The organism is Deinococcus apachensis DSM 19763 (genome assembly GCF_000381345.1).
Lineage (GTDB): Bacteria > Deinococcota > Deinococci > Deinococcales > Deinococcaceae > Deinococcus > Deinococcus apachensis.
Genome location: NZ_KB906424.1, coordinates 1 through 17,337 on the forward strand (window position 1 = coordinate 1; position 17,337 = coordinate 17,337).

Here is a 17,337-nt window from a genome sequence, read left to right on the forward strand (position 1 = left end):
CTGCCCCTCTGCAGTTTGAGTACTGCGGAGGCTGGGTCAGTGCCCTTTTCCGAGAAGTACCTGAGCGTGTAGGTAACGTTGGGCTCAACGTTAACAGAGGCCCGCGCCAGATCGCCCTGACCCAACGCCATATTGCTCGGAGTGACCACGAACACGTGCGGCCCAGGGCTCACTTCAATGGGAAACATCATGAACATCTGGGGAAGGACATTGGAGGTTATGAGAACGCCGTCGCAATAGGCGTTGATCGCTCCACTCGGACCGTGGCGATTGTTTACGTAGACGCTCGAAGCGGAGACCGGGCTTCCCAGGGCGGCGGCAGACAGGGCGGCGAGCAGCAGGGTCTTGAGGGTTTGGGGAGTCCGCATGGTGACGTTCCTTTCCTGATGCCGGGGCATCGGGCGAGAGGCGGGAACTGGGGCGGATCGGCGCGAGGGACACTGGTTCGGCGAGGGAGTTCCTCCTTTCCCCGAATGGATCGGCTAGCCTGCGCTCGGTGGCGCTGCTGAATGTGGCGCCCGGACGCTACCGGCAGTCCTGTGCAGACGCCTGGGGCACCTGGATCCAGTGTGGAAGGCGCTGCGTTTTCGTCGCGTTGACAAAGCGTTTTCAGCCCGGTGCGCCTGCATTTACTTCACCTCCAGGCGAGCAATCCCGCCCAGGTGCATCAGGGCAGATCACAGTGCCGGCCGGGCCGAAAACGAGGTGGTAGGGGTATGGCCGCCTCTTGTAAGCCCAGGCACTCTGCCGTCGGAAGGAGACAGCTCGGCGGCTGTACCAGACCTCCTGTGAAAGTCGACGGCTAAGCTGGGCGGGTGGGCCACGAGCGAGTGGAGCGGGCGCTGAAGATGAACCGCCAGCAGTTCAAGCGACGGACCGGGTGACGTGACCCCCAGACCTCGGTCCACTCCAGTTGCAACGAGAATGGCAACAAGGGGGGGACATGAGGGGCAAGCGCTACACCGAGCAGCAGATTCTGGACATCCTCGGCCAAGTCAAGGTGAAGTGGCCGAACTACCGTCATCCATTGCAAAAGGGCCAGGCGCAAGGCCCTGGCCCTTCAACGGACCATCGTCCAACGTGTGTCAAGTCTCTGAAACAGGCTCTGCCTGAACCCGTTGGACAACCTGCTTAAGGGGCGTCAAGGCGCCTTCGTTAGAAGCATGGTCGATCACATTGGAGAGGAAGTGGGCGCAGAGCTCGGCAAGCGTCGCCCTCGCCCGCTCCTCCAGATATAGCCCAGCAGCACCATGGGCGAGCACGGCTCCGAAGCACAGCGCCGCCCCTGCACCATCTCCCCGCCGTGCTCGCACCTGCCCCATCCCCTGTAGCGCCCCAAGGACATGTGGCAGTGAGAACGTGCTGAGCACCCATCGATATTCCCGCTCCGCTCCATCTGGGTCACCAAGGGCCAGCAGCACCTCGCCGAACCGCAGAGCTGAGTCCGCGCGGTCCCTCACGTGATTGTAGGTTGCGTTAATCGCTTGGCCGACTGCGAGGGCCAGCTGAGCTTTGTCATGCTGATCGTTCTGGAGAAGACACACCGCCCGGATGCCGTGAACGTAGGGGAATTTGAGGTGCAGCCGTTCGCTCAATTCGATAGCGGCGTGACTCGCGACCAGCGCGTTCTGTATGTCACCTTGACGCAAGTGGATCAGGGCCCTCGTCGCAAGGAGCTCTTCCTTTGCCCGGCCCCCCAGGCCCTCCAACTCTCGCAGGTGGTCGAGCGCCTCGTCATACGCGCCGACGTGCTGGTCCTGCCAGATGAGCTCCCACAGGACTCGGTTGAAAATACTGCCCTGGTAGGATGGCCGCGCCAGCCCTCTTCGTTCGAACTCCCGCGCGCGCGGCAACAACGTGGCGATCTGTTCCCTCGCCTCCCGCAGGGCGCCGGACGCCCATCGCCTCAGGATGGCAAGGACCAGGGTCGTGGTCAGGGTCAGGTCCTCATGTTCCTGGCCGAGCGAGCCCGCCAGACGCAACGCCTGTTCTCCGTACGCTTGAGCGGTGGCCCAGTCCCACCGTGCGGTGGCCACTCGGGTCAGCCCGATGAGGGCCTGCACCTCGGCACGAGAAGCGCTGGCCGTCCTTGAGACGATCAACTCGGTTTGGAATGAGGATTCGGCCTCATCCAACCGTCCCGCGCGGAGAAGGTCCGCCGCGAGCAGGTGCAGTGCGGCCGCCTGCTCGCCAGGAATTCCGGCGTTACCAGCCGCCTCCACTGCCTGCCGGAGACGCCCCAGCAGCCCGGGGCTCAGCGCGGCGTCCCGGATGAACAGAATCACGGCCACGGAGAGCAGCAGGCGGAGCCGATGCTCCTCCTGTTCCGGGTGCAGGGGAACCAGGCTGAGCGCACGCTCGAGGGCCGTCAACGCCTCGTCGTAGGCACCAACTTCCTTGGCGGCGAGTGCGGCCTGCTCGAACAAGGTCGCGCCCTCGCTGGTCAGGCCCCCCAGGACGGCATGTTGGGCAAGTGTTCCGGATGGTGTGCCGCGACCCTGAAGTGCCAAAAAGGCCCGGCGGTGCAGCACTTGACGGCGAGGACGGCTCAGGCCGTCCCTGAGCGTCTCCCGGACCTGATCGTGTGAGAGCATCGCCAACGACTCGTCCTCGGACCCCAGCTCGACCAGCAGTCCGGAGCGCAGGAGCTCCTCGTAGCCCATCAGGGCCTCCTCATCTTCCAGGTCCGCCACCGCGCAGAGCACGTCGAAGGGTGTGTCCCGGCCCAGCACCGCGGCCCCTTGCGCCAGCCCCAGGGCGGCTGGGCTCAGCCGGGCCAACCGCTCCCCGATGGCGGCCCGCACGCCCTCCACCCCGCGGGGCAGGCGGGCCTCGTCCAGTTGCGGACCGTGCGCTCCGGTCGTGAGGGCTCCACTCTCCATCAGGCTTTTGAGGGTTTCGGTCAGGTACAGGGGCTGTCCCCCCGTCTCCCCGAACAGCCAGCCCGCCAGACGGCCGATCAGCCCGGTAGGTGCCTGGGGCAGGACGCCGGTTAGCAGGTGACGTGTGTTGGCCGCGGTCAGGGGCCCCAGCGGCAGGGCGAGGAGCGGCAGGTGGCGCCGCAGCCGGGCCAGCCAACTGGAAAGCGGCTTGTCCGTGCCCAGATACTCCGCACGCGCGGTGAGGATCATCAGGAGCGGCGCGGGGAACTCGGAAAGGCGTGCCGCCAGGTGCAGCAGGGCCTCCAGGGTGCCGGTGTCTGCCCAATGCAGGTCGTCCAACAGCAGCACCAGGGGTTCTCTAGCGTCGGGAGAAGGCAGCAGGCTGAGCACTGCCGCGCTCAGCGCCTCCAGAAGCCGGGACCGCATGTTGCCGAGGGCGGGGGGCACGGGGCCGTTGAGCAGGTCGGGGAGCAGCCGCGCGAGATCTTCCCGATACCGGGCTTCCAACCGCTCGTTAAGCCAGGTCGTCTCCCGTCCGAGAGCTTCCGTAAGGACCGCGAAGGGGAGGCGGGCGGTTTCCAGGGCCCGGCCCCGGAGCAGGGGGGCCTGGCGGCCCCGCGCCCAGGCGAGCAGTTCCCCGGCCAGCCGGGTCTTGCCGATGCCGGGCTCGCCACTGAGCAGCACGGCCTGCGGAGCCCCCCGCGCTGCACGGCGGTACGCCTCCACTAACCGCGCGAACTCCTCCTGCCGCCCGATCAGGGTGTCCCCAACCAGGAACGAGGGGAGCTCTGGCATGGCGGGCGGTGGGCTCTGTGGTGGGTCGGGTTCTGCTGCAGGGTGCGGCCTCGCCTGAGGGGGGGCTGTGCCCAGCTCGCGCCGCAGCGTCTCCCGACAGGTGCGCTCAGTCTCCAACGCGTCGGCGTTCCGACCCGCCGCCCGTTGAGCCCGCGCGAGTTGCCGGTAGGCGTCCTCGCTGAGTGGGTCATGGTCGACCCAGCGCCGGGCCGTGCTGATGGCGTCCCAGGGATGACCGGCCGACAACTGGGCTTGCGTGAGTCGGTCGAGCAGCCTGCCGTAGTGCTCCGCATATTCCAGGGTGCGAGCACTGACCCAATCGTCCCAGAGGGGAGACCCTCCTACGGCGAACCCCTGCAGGAAATCACCGCGCCAGAGCTGCAGGTCGGCGGGATCGGGAGTACGAGTGTAATCAATGGCCCGTGCGGCGAGGTCGAGGGCGTCCACCCACAGCCCGCCTCGGCGCAATTCGAGGCTGTCGCGCGTCACGCTCAACCCGGCGTCCCGGTCGAGGGCGACCTGGATGTGATGTAGGGCCAGGCGGAGGGCGGCGCGGGCCTTCTCAGGGGGACCGGGCCACAAGAGGTCAGCTAACTCGTCGCGGGGATGCGCTTCCCCATCCACGGCGAGGTAGGCGAGCAGGGCCAGCATCTTACGGGTGCGCAGGTGGACGGGTTGACCGTCCAGGTGCAGTTCGGGCACCCCGAGCAGGAAGAGTTGAAGTTGGCTCACACCGACCTCCAAAACACGGGTGAGGGGGCTGTCAACGCGAGTGGGGGAGCGCTGTCAACGAGTGTAAACGCATCGGGGTCCACGATGAAATCCGCCTATCGGCTCAGGACGCACGGTGCCGAGGGTGGCCAGGCGGGGCAGCTAGATGCTGCACCCAGAGGGGAAGGCTGTCTCGCGGAAAGGAGGGGCCAGACATCACTCGAGCCGCTCAAGGTCGTTCGATCACCCTTCCCGCTCACCCCGCGAAAGCACTGGAGGCAGCCTGACCGGCCCTCTTCGCAGCCGTCCCACCGCGCAGGGTCTGGTCCGTCCTGTCAACAGTCTCGCTGAGCATCAGGAGGAGTTATGCAGATCAACGGCATCAGCCACAGCACACGGCATTGGATGGAGCTCGGTTCCGTGCGGCACGCGCAACTCCTTCGCGAGGCATAGGAGACGCGGCTGCTCGCCACCCTGCCCAAGACTCCACTGCGCTGGCCGATGGCCCTGAGGCAGGCGTGGGAAGGACTGCTGGTTCACCTGCACCTGCGGCCTACGTCCTGATGCGAATTCCCACGAGAAGGTGTTGAGCACACCTAGCCATCCGATCAAGGAACTCCGGAGAAGGAACTGGCTCCGGGAGATGGACAACAGGTGGTGCGGTCCCGGCAAGGATCTGACGGAGTTCGTACGGGGAGATGGCGGGAACGGAGCCCGCTGGACATGGGCAACAACCTGGGGAGGGGCGCCTAATCCCCTTCCCGCCCTGCCCGGAACGCTCGCCTCCCTCAACGTGTGGATAGGGCTCCTCAGCCATACCAAAGAGACATTCACTCGCTTCCCCCATAGGAGGCCAGCTATGCTCATGCTGCTCAAGCCCATCGCCGCCGCCCTTCTGCTCGGCCTCGGCGTAACAGATTCGCGGGCAGCTCCAACGTCCCCTTCCCGACCCGTCATCCTCCCCCTGCGATGCGAACGCTCGGCGGCACTGGAGTGTGTTCTGGGCGCGCCCGGACAGACTTGGACACTCGAGCCCCCTACCTCTCGCCGAATGTTGAGCGAGAAGTTCTTTCTGACGTTGGAACTCGTGGGGCCCTACGAGTGGCGGGACTTCACCTTCTCGCTGCCATTGAACGAGGACCGCACCGGGGTTCGGGGCCGCGCTGGTGACCACCTGCTCTTAGGTGTGCCGTCGCACTTGAACGAGGACCAGTTCTTCGCCTGCCAGCCGGTCGTTCCCCTGACGACAGAGACCACGCTGGCTGAATGCACGCCCCTTACCTTCGCGGACCAAATCCTGCCCGAGTGCGTGAAGCGGGAAGGCCGGGACGGTGTCACCGGGCTGCGCTGTTTCGCTGGTCCGCCGGTGGCCCTCGGCCGTCCTCCTAAGGTCTAGGGGCACCTAATTAGAAGCAGGCCCACTTTTCGCCTTTTGCCATTCGCACCTTTCTTCCTCAATGGGAAGGGCGCGAAGGGGGATGGCAGCGGGAAGATGACCGTGCCTTGCGCGTGCCTTATAGGGGCGGGCGTCATGGGCAGTAGAGGACGGTCAAGGAACAGCAAGTAGGTCTGGAGAACCCCTTGAAGACGGAGTTAGGGGCATCTTGGGCCTTCAAGGGACACCAGAGACTCAGGGGAGCTTCCACCTACGGATCAGAAGGCCAGGAGTTCGAATCTCTTCGGGCGCGCCAAGAAAACCCCCTCCCAGAGGGGGTTTCTCATTTTGGGTTTAGATTGGGGGAGGGCGTCGTGCCTTGTTCGTGCCTTATTGACACGAGACGCTATCAACAGCTCGTCGTTGCCATTATGAGAGGGGTTTTCAGGAGGCGATTCAAGTGTCGTACAAGTAGAGAACAGAGCTTGACTCGGTATTCTCATGCGGTAAGGTAGATTTGACTCCATCTGAGGTCTTAGGGGGTGAGACGGAACACGCGGAGGTAGTCAAAGCGGGCCTGATAGCCAGCGTGACTCAGGGCCACCAGACCCAACTGCGCCTTCCGGCCCAGTTGGTGGGTATAGGTACCGCCCCGTTCCCATACGCGGTCGTCGGTACTTGTGAACGGGGTGTAGCGCTCCTCACTCCCCACCGTCCTTTTCACGATCCGCAGCCAGGTTGTCGGGGCAGGTGTGCCCACCACGCCGTAGCCAGCCCTGACCGACCCGGTTTCCTCGCTCGCCTTTATAAAACTAGAGATACGGACAACCCCGAGCGCGCCGACCGTCAGCCTCAAGAAATTCCGGTCGTCCCCGTACACCACCAGGCCCGCCTCCACTTCGCCTGGCGCAGTCCCCTCAGGCAAGGGAAAGGTCATTTTCGTCTCTACCACGTAGTTCCCGGTGGGCGCCCTCTCCAGTAAGGCGGGTGCTGTGCCGTCCCGCAGGTCCCCGGCCACCGTCGTGAGGTGAAAGGCCCCTCCGGTCACACGTGTGCCAGAAGGTGAACGCAACCACCTCCACTGCGGCCCAAGCCTGGTCCCGTTGAACTCGTCGGACAACTCGGGGAAGGCGGGCCCCAACCGCTCGGCCGGGACTGCTCCAACAGCCGGTGGCTTGGGGTCGTTCGCCCTCAGGGCTGGAGCAGGCTGTGTTCCTTCCGAAGGGCCGCGACCATGACGGACCGTCGGCCAGCCTCCCACCCAGTCGACAGGGTCCAGCATGAGATGCCGCTTGTTGATCTGCGTCTGCCCCTGGAAGTACGGATCGTGCCGGTCGATCGCGTGGTAGAACAGCCAGTCCCGCCCGGCGGCATCCGCAACGACACTTCCCGACCCGGGACCGACCCAGCAGTTGCCATTCATCATCAGCACGGGCGTCCCACCTGTCCAGGCGCTGTTCAGGTCGCGGCCCTCCCGGTCCAGAAAGGGTCCGGTGGGCGAAGGGGAACGCCCAACGAAGATGCCGTTGCCAGTCAGGGGCCCCAGGCAGCACGGACTGCTGGACGCCATCAGGTAGTAGAAGCCGCCACGCCTCACCACCTCGGGAGTGCCAAACCCCGCTGGGCCCGACGGGGCGGCCACGCAAACCTGAGTGCGTGGGTCGCTCCGCAAGCCGTCTCGGGACAGTTGGCGCACCCAGATGCCACTTTCGGAGCTTCCGTAGTACACATGGGATTGACCCCGCGCGTCCTGGATGACGTCCGGGTCCAGCACGGCCAGTTCCCCCTGGGCCTCCACCACCGGGCGGCCGCTGTCCACCCAGGGGCCCGCGGGGCTCCGGCTAGTCGCCACACCGATGGCTGAACCACCGGCGTCGGTGCGTGAGGCGGCGTAGTACAGCCGGTACGTGCCGTCTGGCCAGGCGACGGCGTCCGGCGCCCAGAAGAGGCCGTCCGGGGCCACCCATTCCGGCTGGATGGGGAGGGCGTCGCCCACGAGTTCCCAGCGGGTGAGGTCGGCGCTGCGCAGGATGGTGATGGGGTGGAGGGGGTAGGCCCCTGCACCATTGTTCTCCGTGTCATCGTGAGGGTCACTCGTGCAGTAGGCGTACCAGTGGGCATCGCCAGGAATGCGTGAGCGGAGGATGGACGGGTCCCCGCAGGCGACCACCGGCTGGGGACCAGGGATATCCAGGGGATTGGTGTAAGTGCGCCGGGTAAGCCCGCCTCCCGCATTCACTGCCTGGAACACAGCAAGAGCGGTCAGCCACGCGGCCGTGAGGAGGACGGGGGCGATCGGCACTCGCTTCATGAGATCCTCCTGAGCGGGAAGGAAGCAGCGGCAGAATACGTATTCTGCCGAGCACGGGTTGCTGTTGCGCTCCATGCCCGAGGCTTGAACCCTTACCAGTACACCCAGCTCACGGTGTCTGCCTGCAGGCGAAGAAGCCATCTGAGGGCCGCCTCGCGGCTGTGGAGCGAGACGGTATAGCGGGCAGCTTGAATTTCAAGTGCCCGCTGCACCATCTCGCTGTTCAGTTGGCAGACCCTATCCGGCAGGGTGAACTGGAACAGGGTCAACGAGTAATGCAGGTCTGACATGACTCCTCCCTGCAGAGCGCCCGCACTACTGTGAACGGTGTTCCTGCCGACGCCCTAATGAGCGGGCCGGAGATGGAGGTGGATCATGAGCTTATCTCAGGCAGAGCTCACGGCTGAATGCCAGCGCGAGGGACCCTCGGCACGCGGAGCGAGCAGCCTTGCCTCCTGCGCTTCCCGGAGGAATTGGTCGTGCCTCGTATGCGCGTACTTCAGCCACTGCGCCGTGCTGTGGTTGGTGCCGTTGATGGTCATACCTTCTCCTTGTGCCTGTCGAGTGAACAGGGCCAACGAGGAGTCCAGGTAATCCAGAACTCCTCCCCACATGGCGGCGCGGTCCGCTCGGGCACTTCGGCTTTCCCCCTCCTCCGGCGGATCGGCTCACTGCTTGGAAACGCCGGGCTGCGGCGGGCAGGGAGCCGGTGAAGTCACGGTAGTCCCGTCGGGGCATACCTTGATCTTGGCGCCCCACAGCGAGGCGTCCGCCGGGGTGCCGAGCAGGAAGAGGCTCAGGAGCAGCGCGGCGACGGGGTGGTTCATAGGGCCTCCTTCGGCGGGTGAAGTGGACGTAGAATCCGGCTGGACCGTAGGGGGCTACGTCATCCCGTCGTCGCCCTGCACGGGCGTCATTGGACGGCATTTCTCCCAGGGACTTCGGCCGTGGGCTGCCCCCGGCTCCTGCTCACCGGCCCCCGTCCCTCTGCCGATGGCTGATTCATATCGTGCCCGTCAGCACGTTTACATTGTGTTGACAAGTCTTTCAATATGCGTTGACAACCGTCCCCAACGGCGTTTCTGAGGTCTGGTGTGAGCCAGCTTCAGCTCATTCCGCTCAGGGGTTGTTCCAAGTTGTTGGCTTTGAAGAGTTCGCGACTTAGGGCAATCAAGGCAACTTTTCCCTGCAAGCCCTGCTACCCACAGTAGCAGCGTTAGGGGTGGCACTCGCGTGTACGTTAGCTAGGGGACTGAGTCTTGAGAGGCAAGCAGCATTCGGGCCTGGTCGGCGAAGGTGGCGGCCTCAGAGAGCCGCCCCTGGGCCCGGGCCGTCTCTGCTGCCCGCAGAAGCCAGGGGGCGGCCTGGGCGTCATTTCCACCCGCGCGCCAGTGTTCAGCAATGCGCGCTGCCTGGCCCCCATGCGCCGCGAGCGTGCGCGCCGCCGCCCGGTGCAACAGGGTTCGCACCAGGACGGGCGTCTCCCGAGCCAGAAATTCGGCCATCAGGTCATGGCTGAAGCGCTCGCCCTCCATCATCTGCGCGGCCTCCAGCTCCGCCCAGCCCTCGGCCACGTCGAGGATCGGTGCTTGCAACATCTCGGCGACAAGCTCCAGAGTGAAGTCGTGCTGGAGTACGGCGGCCGCTCGCGCCGCCTGGAGGGCCCTCCGGGAAAGCCGCCCCGTCCGCCGGGTCAGCACTTCCTGCACGCGGGGAGGCAGCGAGAACTGCCCGTCCTCAATGCCCCGCGTCTCCACGAGGTGCCGCACCGTCTCCAGCAGCATTTGTGGATTCCCCCCTGTGAAGGCCCGGAGCGCGTTGAAGCGGGCGCCAAGGTCCGGCACCCCCAGGCTCGCGACAAACGTCTTGACCGCTGCTTCGTTCAGAGGTTCCAATTCAATTCGGATGGCCATTCCGGCGGCGACCTGTTGCTCAATCATCGCCTCCCCCTCGGGAGGCAGTTCGCCGCGCCGGAAACAGGTGATGATGTAGGGAAGGCCCTCCGGCTGACCTACGGGAAAGACTGACGAGGACACGACGTGCCCCACCTGCAAGGAGGCGGGGTCGCTGAACTGCAGGTCGTCCACGATGACGACCTCAACCTCGCGGAGCGCGAACCCGTACACGTACTGGAGCGCTGTCAGCAGGGGCGTGGTCAGGTGTGCAGGCTGGACAGTCGTCGTCTCCTCCCAGCCTTTGGGGGTGAGTTCGGGGAGCAGCGGGGCGAGCGCCACGCGCATCCACGGTTCCAGCGACAGGGTCGGGTACGAGCGCAGAATCGTGCGAATATGGCGCGTCACGCTGCTATACGGCACATGGCAGTCGCCTGGGCAGTTCTCGAAGGCCAGGACCCGGCCATGAACTTGGGCGAAGTCCAGCGCCAAGCGGGATTTGCCCTCTCCGGGATCGCCCACGATATGAATGACCTGGCCCCGCCCCCACGCCTCCTCCATCTGCGCCCAGACATCCTCCCGCCCCACGAGCCGGGGCGGACGCAGCATGGAGAGGGGCAGCTCTGAGTGGAAGAGTCGAGGGGTGGATCCGGCACTCTGGGCAAGTTGGCCTGTCAGAGCATGGGGTGGCATCTCTGGCTCGACGCCCAGCTCGTGCCGCAGCACTTCCCGGCCACGCTGTTCCGTCTTCACCGCTTCCGCGTTCCGGCCTGCCGCGCGTAGTGCCCACGTAAGCTGTCGGTAGGCATCCTCACTGAGAGGGTCGTGCCGCACCCAGCGTTGTGCGGTGGTGATGGCACCTTCGAGCTGCCCACTCTCCAACTGGTAACGGGTGAGCCGGGCGAGGAGGACGCTGAAGCGTTCAGCAAAGTGCAGGGCTCGGGCATTCACCCACTCGCTCCAGGAGGGGGAGGCCGTCAGGGTGAGACCTTGCAGGAAATCGCCGCGCCAGAGTTCCAGAACTTCTGAGCGTGGAGGCTCCTCCCGCTCCCCCAGTTCCAGCACGTCTGCCCAGAGCCCGGCGTGGCGGGTGAGTTCGACTCTGTCGAGCATGACGCTCAACCCGATATCCCGGCCCAGGACGGCGTGAATGTGATACAGGGCCAGGCGCAGGGCGGCCCGGGCGGAGGTCTGGGAGCCTGGCCACAGCATCTCGGACAACTCGTCGCGTGAGTGCGGCCCGGCCTCCACGACGAGGTAGGCAAGCAACGCCAGCATCTTGCGGGTCCGCAGGTGAACGGGCTGGCCGTTCAGGCGGACCCTGGGCACGCCGAGCAGAAACATCTGGAGCTGGTTCACACCGGGCCTCCAAAACGCGGACGAGGGGGTTGTCAACGCAGGTGGAGCAGGTTGTCAACAGAGTGTAAACGCCCTGGAGTCCATCATGAAGTCCGCCCACCAACAGAGGACGACAGGGGCTTTTGGTCGGAAAGCGGGGCGACCAGAAGCTGGGCCTGTAGGGAAAGGCCATCCCACACCTGCGGCGATATACGTACGCCGGGGAAGCTCTTCAGTGTCCTTTTCTCCCCGGTCTGCGCCCCCGCTTGAGCCACGCGGCCTTCTATCCGTCATACGGAAAGGATCATCACATGCCTGCATGCCAGCCGGACCTCCTCTCGTCCCTGCGCCTCGGCCTGACCCTGGTCCTGACCGCCGCCCTCACCGCCTGCTCCTCGGCTCCGCAGAGCCAAACGCCCGGCCTTGATCCAGTTGCCACCTATTCCTACGAGCCCGGAACGGATTACTCCTGGACCAGCGTGACCCAGGGGACGGACATGTCCCCGGGAACCCCTAGCTCCCCCTGGCGTGGGCTGGCGGTGAGCGCAGCGGGTGAAGCCACCGACCTCGACCTGACGAGCGGGAGCTGGGACTCGGCCACCAACGGTTACGGTCCGATTGAGATCGACCGCAGCAACAACAGCAGCACGGCAGGGGACGGCCGGACGCTGACGATCGGTGGCGTGGCCTATGCCAAAGGGTTGGGTGCCCATGCGAACTCCGATATCCGATACACCTTGCCCGGCCAGTGCACGACCTTCACCGCCAGTATCGGGGTGGATGACGAGGTGGGCGACCGGGGCAGCGTGGTGTTCGAGGTCTGGAACGGCACCGCCGCTAAGCTATACGACAGCAGCGTTCTGCGTGGGAGCAACGCGGCCAAAACCATCTCCGTTCCCCTGAGCGGAGTCCAGCAACTCCGCCTTGTGGTCCGCGATGCCAGCGACGGCGTGAACTACGACCACGCGGACTGGGCTGCGACGCGATTGCTCGGTTGCACGGTGTCCCAGACTTCGGGGAACAAATACCTGAGTGACCTCACACCTATTGGGACGCCTCTGAACGGGTACGGCCCCTACGAGAAGGACAAGAGCAATGGGGGGAGCGCCGGTGGGGACGGCAAGACTCTCACCATCGGCGGCACTGCGTATCCCAAGGGACTGGGTGCGCACGCGGCGTCCTCACTAACTTACGACCTGAACGGCACCTGCTCGACCTTCACCGTTGAGGTGGGCGTGGACGATGAGGTCGGCGATCAGGGCACCGTGGTGTTTCAGGTGTTCTCGGACGGCACGAAGTTGTACGACAGCGGCATCATGACGGGGCGGGATTCAGCGCGCTCGGTGAATGTGAATGTCGCGAGCAAGAAGCAGTTGATGCTCAAGGTAACCGACGCGGGGAATGGCATCTCTTACGATCATGCCGACTGGGCGAACGCCAAGGTGAGCTGCTCTGATATCCAGCCCACCGTTACCGGCGTCACGGTCAACCCTTCCACCGCTGTCCTCAGCGTGAAGGGCAGGCGGCAGTTCACGGCGGACGTGCAGGGGAGCGGGGCGTACTCCTCAGCCGTGACTTGGACGAGCAGCAGCCCGTCAGTGGCCACCGTGAGCAGTTCGGGACTGGTGACTGCTATTGCGCCGGGTACTGCCACGATCACCGCCACCTCGACCTTCGACACGAGCAAGAAGGGCACCGCGCAGGTCACGGTGAACCCCGCGTCCACCCTGCCTACCGGGGGCATCCTGATCAACTTCCAGCCTGCGAGCTCGGGAACACCTGCCGGGTACACTAGGGATACAGGAGCCGCCTACGACACGTCGCGGGGCTTCGGCTGGGTCCGCGAGGACAGTGTGGGGACAGGCACCAGTGTGCCGCTGGACATCACCCCCAACACCCGTGACCGCGCACTTGCGGGAGTGGACGCGCGTCTGAACACCTTCATCCACATGCAGTTCCCGACGAGCGTGAGCAACGCGACTGCCGTGCGCACGCCCGCCGCCTGGGAGTACGCCCTGCCCAACGGGGTGTACACCGTGACCGTCGCCGTAGGGGAGGCCAGCAACAGCTACGACAGCTTCCATCAGATCAATGTCGAGGGCCACTTGGCCATCGCCCGGTACAACCCGGTGGCGTCCAAGAAGTTCTTCACCTCCACGATGCGGGCAAGCGTCACCGACGGGCGCCTGACCATCGACGCGCGCGGCGGCACGAACACCAAGCTGGATTACCTGAGCATCCAACCGGGCGACCAGCCCAGCATCCGGTCGCTCAGCCCCCAGGACGCTGAGACCATCGTCCCAACTACCGTCTCGGTCACAGCAGACGTCAATCTGCCCAACAGCGGCATCGACGGGACGACCCTCTTCTCTTCCACCGTCCGCCTGCTGAACATGGTCACGAATGTCCCCGTGCCTGCCTCGCTCAACACCTCCGGCGGCGGTGACGTGATCGTTTTACAACCCAGTGCGCCGCTTAGTGCCAACACCCAGTACATCTTCGAGGTGACCTCCGGTGTCAAGGACACGAGCGGGATGGCCTTCCTGCCCCAACGCACGACCTTCGTGACGGGGTCGAGCACGGGGTCCACGGGCACGGTGGCCTTCGAGCAAGTCGCGCTGCCCAATGCGCCCGCCAAGCCCTACACGGCCGTCGAGATGGGGCCGGACGGCAAGCTGTACGCGGCCACACTGATTGGTGACATCCTGCGCTTTGGAGTGATGTCCGATGGCACGGTCACCACCCCGCAAGTTATGACTTCCGTACAAGCGGCCAGTGGCGGACCGCGCACCATCATTGGGATGAAGTTCGACCCGACCTCCACGGCCGACAACCTCATCTTGTGGATCAGCAACAACCACTTCTGGGACGGCACGGCAAACTCCCCGGACTGGAGTGGCAAGATTACCCGCCTGAGCGGCCCCAACCTGGAAAACGTGCAGGACTATGTGGTGGGGTTCCCCCGCTCAATCCGCGATCATCAGACCAATTCCATTGCCTTCCGCCCGGGTGATCCTGGCGCCCTGTATGTTCTGCAGGGCAGCAACTCCGCAATGGGTGCTCCTGACACCGCTTGGGGCAACCGTCCTGAGAGGCTGCTAAGCGCTGCCCTGCTTAGAGTCGATTACTCCAAGATCAGCAACCCGCCGCTGGATGTAAAGACCGGTGACGGCGGCGTGTACAACCCCTACGCTGCAGGTGCTCCCGTCACCATCTACGCCTCGGGAATCCGCAACGCCTACGACATGGTGTGGCACACCAACGGACAGCTGTACGTCCCTACCAACGGCTCGGCAGCCGGGGGCAACACCCCCGCCACCCCGGCCACCCTGCCCGCCTCCTGCCAGACGCGCCCCGACGGTCCCTACACCGGCCCGGCCGTCCCGGCGCTGGCCAGTGTCGGCGTGCAGCACGACTTCCTCTTCCGGGTGGTGAAGGGCGGCTACTACGGGCACCCCAACCCGATGCGCTGCGAGTGGGCCATGAACGGGGCCAACCCCACGTCAGGCACCGACACCGCCGAGGTGGTGGCGAGCTCCTCCGGCTCGGGCTACGTGGTGGGCGTCCAGCCAGACCGCAACTACCGCGGCTTCTCGTACGACTTTGGCGAACACGCCTCCCCGGATGGCGTCATCGAGGAGTACACCACTGCCCAGAACTCGTCGTTGAAGAACAAGCTGTTGGTGGTGCGGTATAGCGCGGGCAAGGACATCATCGTGCTGACGCCAGGTGGGACGAACCAGGACATCGTGCAGGCACAGACGCTCATCAGCGGTCTGACCAACTTTAACCCCAGCCCGCTCGACCTGACCGAGAACCGCTCGACGGGCCACCTGTACATTGCGCAGCTTAATGAGCAGACTGGCAGCGGCAAGCTCACCTTGGTGCGCCCTAAGTAGATCACGCCAGGTGAAGTGCTCCCACAGATTGGGCCAGGTCATGCAGAACTGGTCCAGATGAGAATGGAGGGGCTGACCCCCAGCCGCCGAGGGCTGTGCTGTCGGTGGCGGAACGTCTTGCTGGTTCGCCGACTCTTGCTTGACCAGGGGGACGTCAAACGGGGTTCAGTGCTGAAGGGTCGTTTTGGAAGTTCGTCCCCCCGTGGTCAAGCCCTTCGTTGACGGGGGGAAACTGTGGGCGCATCCGCTTCAGCAGGTTCCTGCTCACGACCAAGTTGTACGAATGCACCAACAACTCGTGCGGCAGCTCCTCCGGCAGCGTCCCATCCAGCGGGAGGAAGACCCAGTGTCCCCCGAAGTACAGCGCAGGGACCACCTGCGGGTACGTCTGGCGCACCAGGATGTTTCTCTTGGCGCAGAATCTCGTTCTCTTTGCGGAGCCGCTTGATCTCCTGCTCAGCGTTCATCCACTTGTGCAGCAGCGAGACATTGAGGCCCAGGTCGCGGGCGGTACCCGAGAGGTTGCCGCTGGTTCGCGCGAGTTGCACGGCATCTCGCTTGAACTCGGGGCTGTGGGTTCTGCAGTTCGTCATGATGGCGCCTCCTCTCTTCGAGGCTTATCTCCATCTACGCCATTTCGGGCTAACCGCAGTTCGGTCTCTTTGGGGTTGAGCAGATATCCATCCAGAAATGAGGTGAACTTCAGCGAAGTCCCGACCGCCACACGTTCACAAACTGTTCCTACACTGGCTACGCCTCTAGGTTGGAACGCCCACAAGGCGGTTCCTAGGAACGCCTCCCCAGCATTCTATCCCTGGCCCGGCACCCGCTTAGGAGGCGGGCTGGAATAACGCCGTCATGCCGTCGGACCGGGTAAGCCTCAACCCGGAAGGCCCCAGATTCCAGGCCCACGTCTCGTCCTGAAGGTCTGTCAGCGGCTTGACGGAGTTCAGGCTGGGGACGCAGGTATCCTTCACCTGCAACACCCCTTTCGCCGGATGGGTCACCAGTTCTGCCCCGTCCACCTCGAACGTGCCCTGTTCGACGGCCATGAACCCATTCGTGCACCCCCCGTTGCTGTTCTGGCTCTGGAAGGCCTTGACGTAGGTACCGTTCGGAGAGAAATGGTACAGCAAGCCGGAGCCGTTGGGTGACCCCAGCTGTCCGGTGGTGGGGTCATAGGGCGAGCTGACCCCGCCGGAGCCAGCGAACCACATCTGGAACAAGGCGGCGGGGGCACTGGAAGCTGTGGCGGTACCTACAAGGACGGATGTGAGGGCGGCAAACTGGAGCAGATGAACACGCATTTTCTCAACCTCCTGGAGCTTTGGCGGGAACGGGTCCGGTTCGTTGGGAGTCCCCTCGAACGCTCTCAGGGTACGGACGACCGACGAAGCGCACATCGCGTATTTGGGCGAGTGGAGCGCTGACCAGGGTCCGCCGACGCCCCCCACATTCATGGGGTCACCGTTCTTTCGCCCGTGAAACAGCATCCTGATGCCACAGAGGTCCTGAGCGCAGGAACAGGCTCCGTCGCTGCCCCAGGGGCGCTACTGTGAAGCATGAGTTCCTTCCGAGCTCCAAAGCAGCGTCTGCCGGATCACCTCAAGCATCTGCGCAAAGAGTCGCCCGGTCAGAAGGCGGGCCGGACAGCAACGGAAGGTTCCCAGCGTGTCCCAGCCCAAACGGCCATACCAGCCCTCATGGGTGGCTCCGGTCGCCTGGCCGAGGTGTTGCCCCTGGTGTTGCGTGCCATGGTGGGTGACCGGGCAGAAAAGCCGAGGTCGCCGGGCTCGGGCCCACTGCTGGTCGACCAGGGCGACATCCTGGCTGCCCTGGCCCCCTATCACCATCCCCGAAGCCGTTTTGAGGGGCTGATGGTCCGCAAGCTTGTGGGGGAGGGCTATCTCAGGCCGCGTGGGGCACGAGACAAATCCGGTTTGAGCGATTCCTACGAGGTGACGCCCAAGGGAGAGACCCTGCTGGGCTTGCGGGCGTCTCGCTAGGACAAATTCGCAGAGCCCTTCTGAGTGAAGGAAAGGCAGGGGAGCGCGGGGGTGCGGGAAGAGACACCCTCGCCGGGTGGCTCCCTCTCCCCGTGCGTTACCACTCCAAACCTGGCTGGATAGGCCTG

The 17,337-nt window shown here is 64.8% G+C and carries 10 protein-coding genes and 1 pseudogene; 3 read left to right on the plus strand and 8 right to left on the minus strand.

All coding sequences use genetic code 11. The features are described from left to right. Both F784_RS26920 and F784_RS0120535 read right to left on the minus strand, forming a co-directional pair. On the minus strand, positions 1-368 hold a 368-nt coding region (locus F784_RS26920), incomplete at its 3' end, for a hypothetical protein (RefSeq protein WP_051087011.1). 717 nt (positions 369-1,085) lie between these two features. Then, positions 1,086-4,409, minus strand: coding sequence for an ATP-binding protein (locus tag F784_RS0120535; protein WP_019588596.1), 3,324 nt, complete (start codon positions 4,407-4,409; stop codon positions 1,086-1,088). A 1,030-nt stretch (positions 4,410-5,439) separates the two neighbouring features. Here F784_RS0120535 and F784_RS0120545 point away from each other — a divergent pair. Further along, positions 5,440-5,784: a hypothetical protein gene (locus F784_RS0120545; RefSeq protein WP_019588597.1), complete on the plus strand. Its 345-nt coding sequence runs from the start codon at positions 5,440-5,442 to the stop codon at positions 5,782-5,784. A gap of 514 nt (positions 5,785-6,298) precedes the next feature. Here F784_RS0120545 and F784_RS0120550 read toward each other — a convergent pair. From F784_RS0120550 to F784_RS24105, 4 genes are all read right to left on the minus strand, one after another. Further along, complete coding sequence (locus F784_RS0120550) at positions 6,299-8,074, minus strand: family 43 glycosylhydrolase (protein ID WP_019588598.1); 1,776 nt, start codon at positions 8,072-8,074, stop codon at positions 6,299-6,301. Positions 8,075-8,166: 92 nt separating this feature from the next. Beyond that, a complete protein-coding gene (locus F784_RS0120555) occupies positions 8,167-8,364 on the minus strand; it encodes a hypothetical protein (RefSeq protein ID WP_019588599.1) in 198 nt (65 codons plus the stop codon). A gap of 378 nt (positions 8,365-8,742) precedes the next feature. After that, a complete protein-coding gene (locus F784_RS26460; protein ID WP_019588601.1) occupies positions 8,743-8,901 on the minus strand; it encodes a hypothetical protein in 159 nt (52 codons plus the stop codon). A gap of 417 nt (positions 8,902-9,318) precedes the next feature. Next, entirely contained in the window at positions 9,319-11,325 is a 2,007-nt protein-coding gene (locus F784_RS24105; RefSeq protein ID WP_019588602.1) for an ATP-binding protein, read from the minus strand. Positions 11,326-11,615: 290 nt separating this feature from the next. Here F784_RS24105 and F784_RS0120575 point away from each other — a divergent pair, with 290 nt between their 5' ends. Then, entirely contained in the window at positions 11,616-15,203 is a 3,588-nt protein-coding gene (locus F784_RS0120575) for an NPCBM/NEW2 domain-containing protein (RefSeq protein WP_019588603.1), read from the plus strand. 404 nt (positions 15,204-15,607) lie between these two features. On the opposite strand, the pseudogene F784_RS25670 reads toward F784_RS0120575, so the two are convergent. After that, positions 15,608-15,796, minus strand: a pseudogene (locus tag F784_RS25670) (transposase); the annotation flags it as partial. Positions 15,797-16,033: 237 nt separating this feature from the next. Further along, entirely contained in the window at positions 16,034-16,510 is a 477-nt protein-coding gene (locus F784_RS0120585; protein ID WP_019588605.1) for a hypothetical protein, read from the minus strand. 396 nt (positions 16,511-16,906) lie between these two features. Between F784_RS0120585 and F784_RS0120590 the strand changes: the two genes are divergently transcribed. After that, the gene (locus F784_RS0120590; RefSeq protein WP_019588606.1) at positions 16,907-17,209 is read left to right on the plus strand and encodes a hypothetical protein; all 303 of its coding nucleotides are present in this window, start codon (positions 16,907-16,909) and stop codon (positions 17,207-17,209) included. The last annotated feature ends 128 nt before the right edge of the window (positions 17,210-17,337 follow it).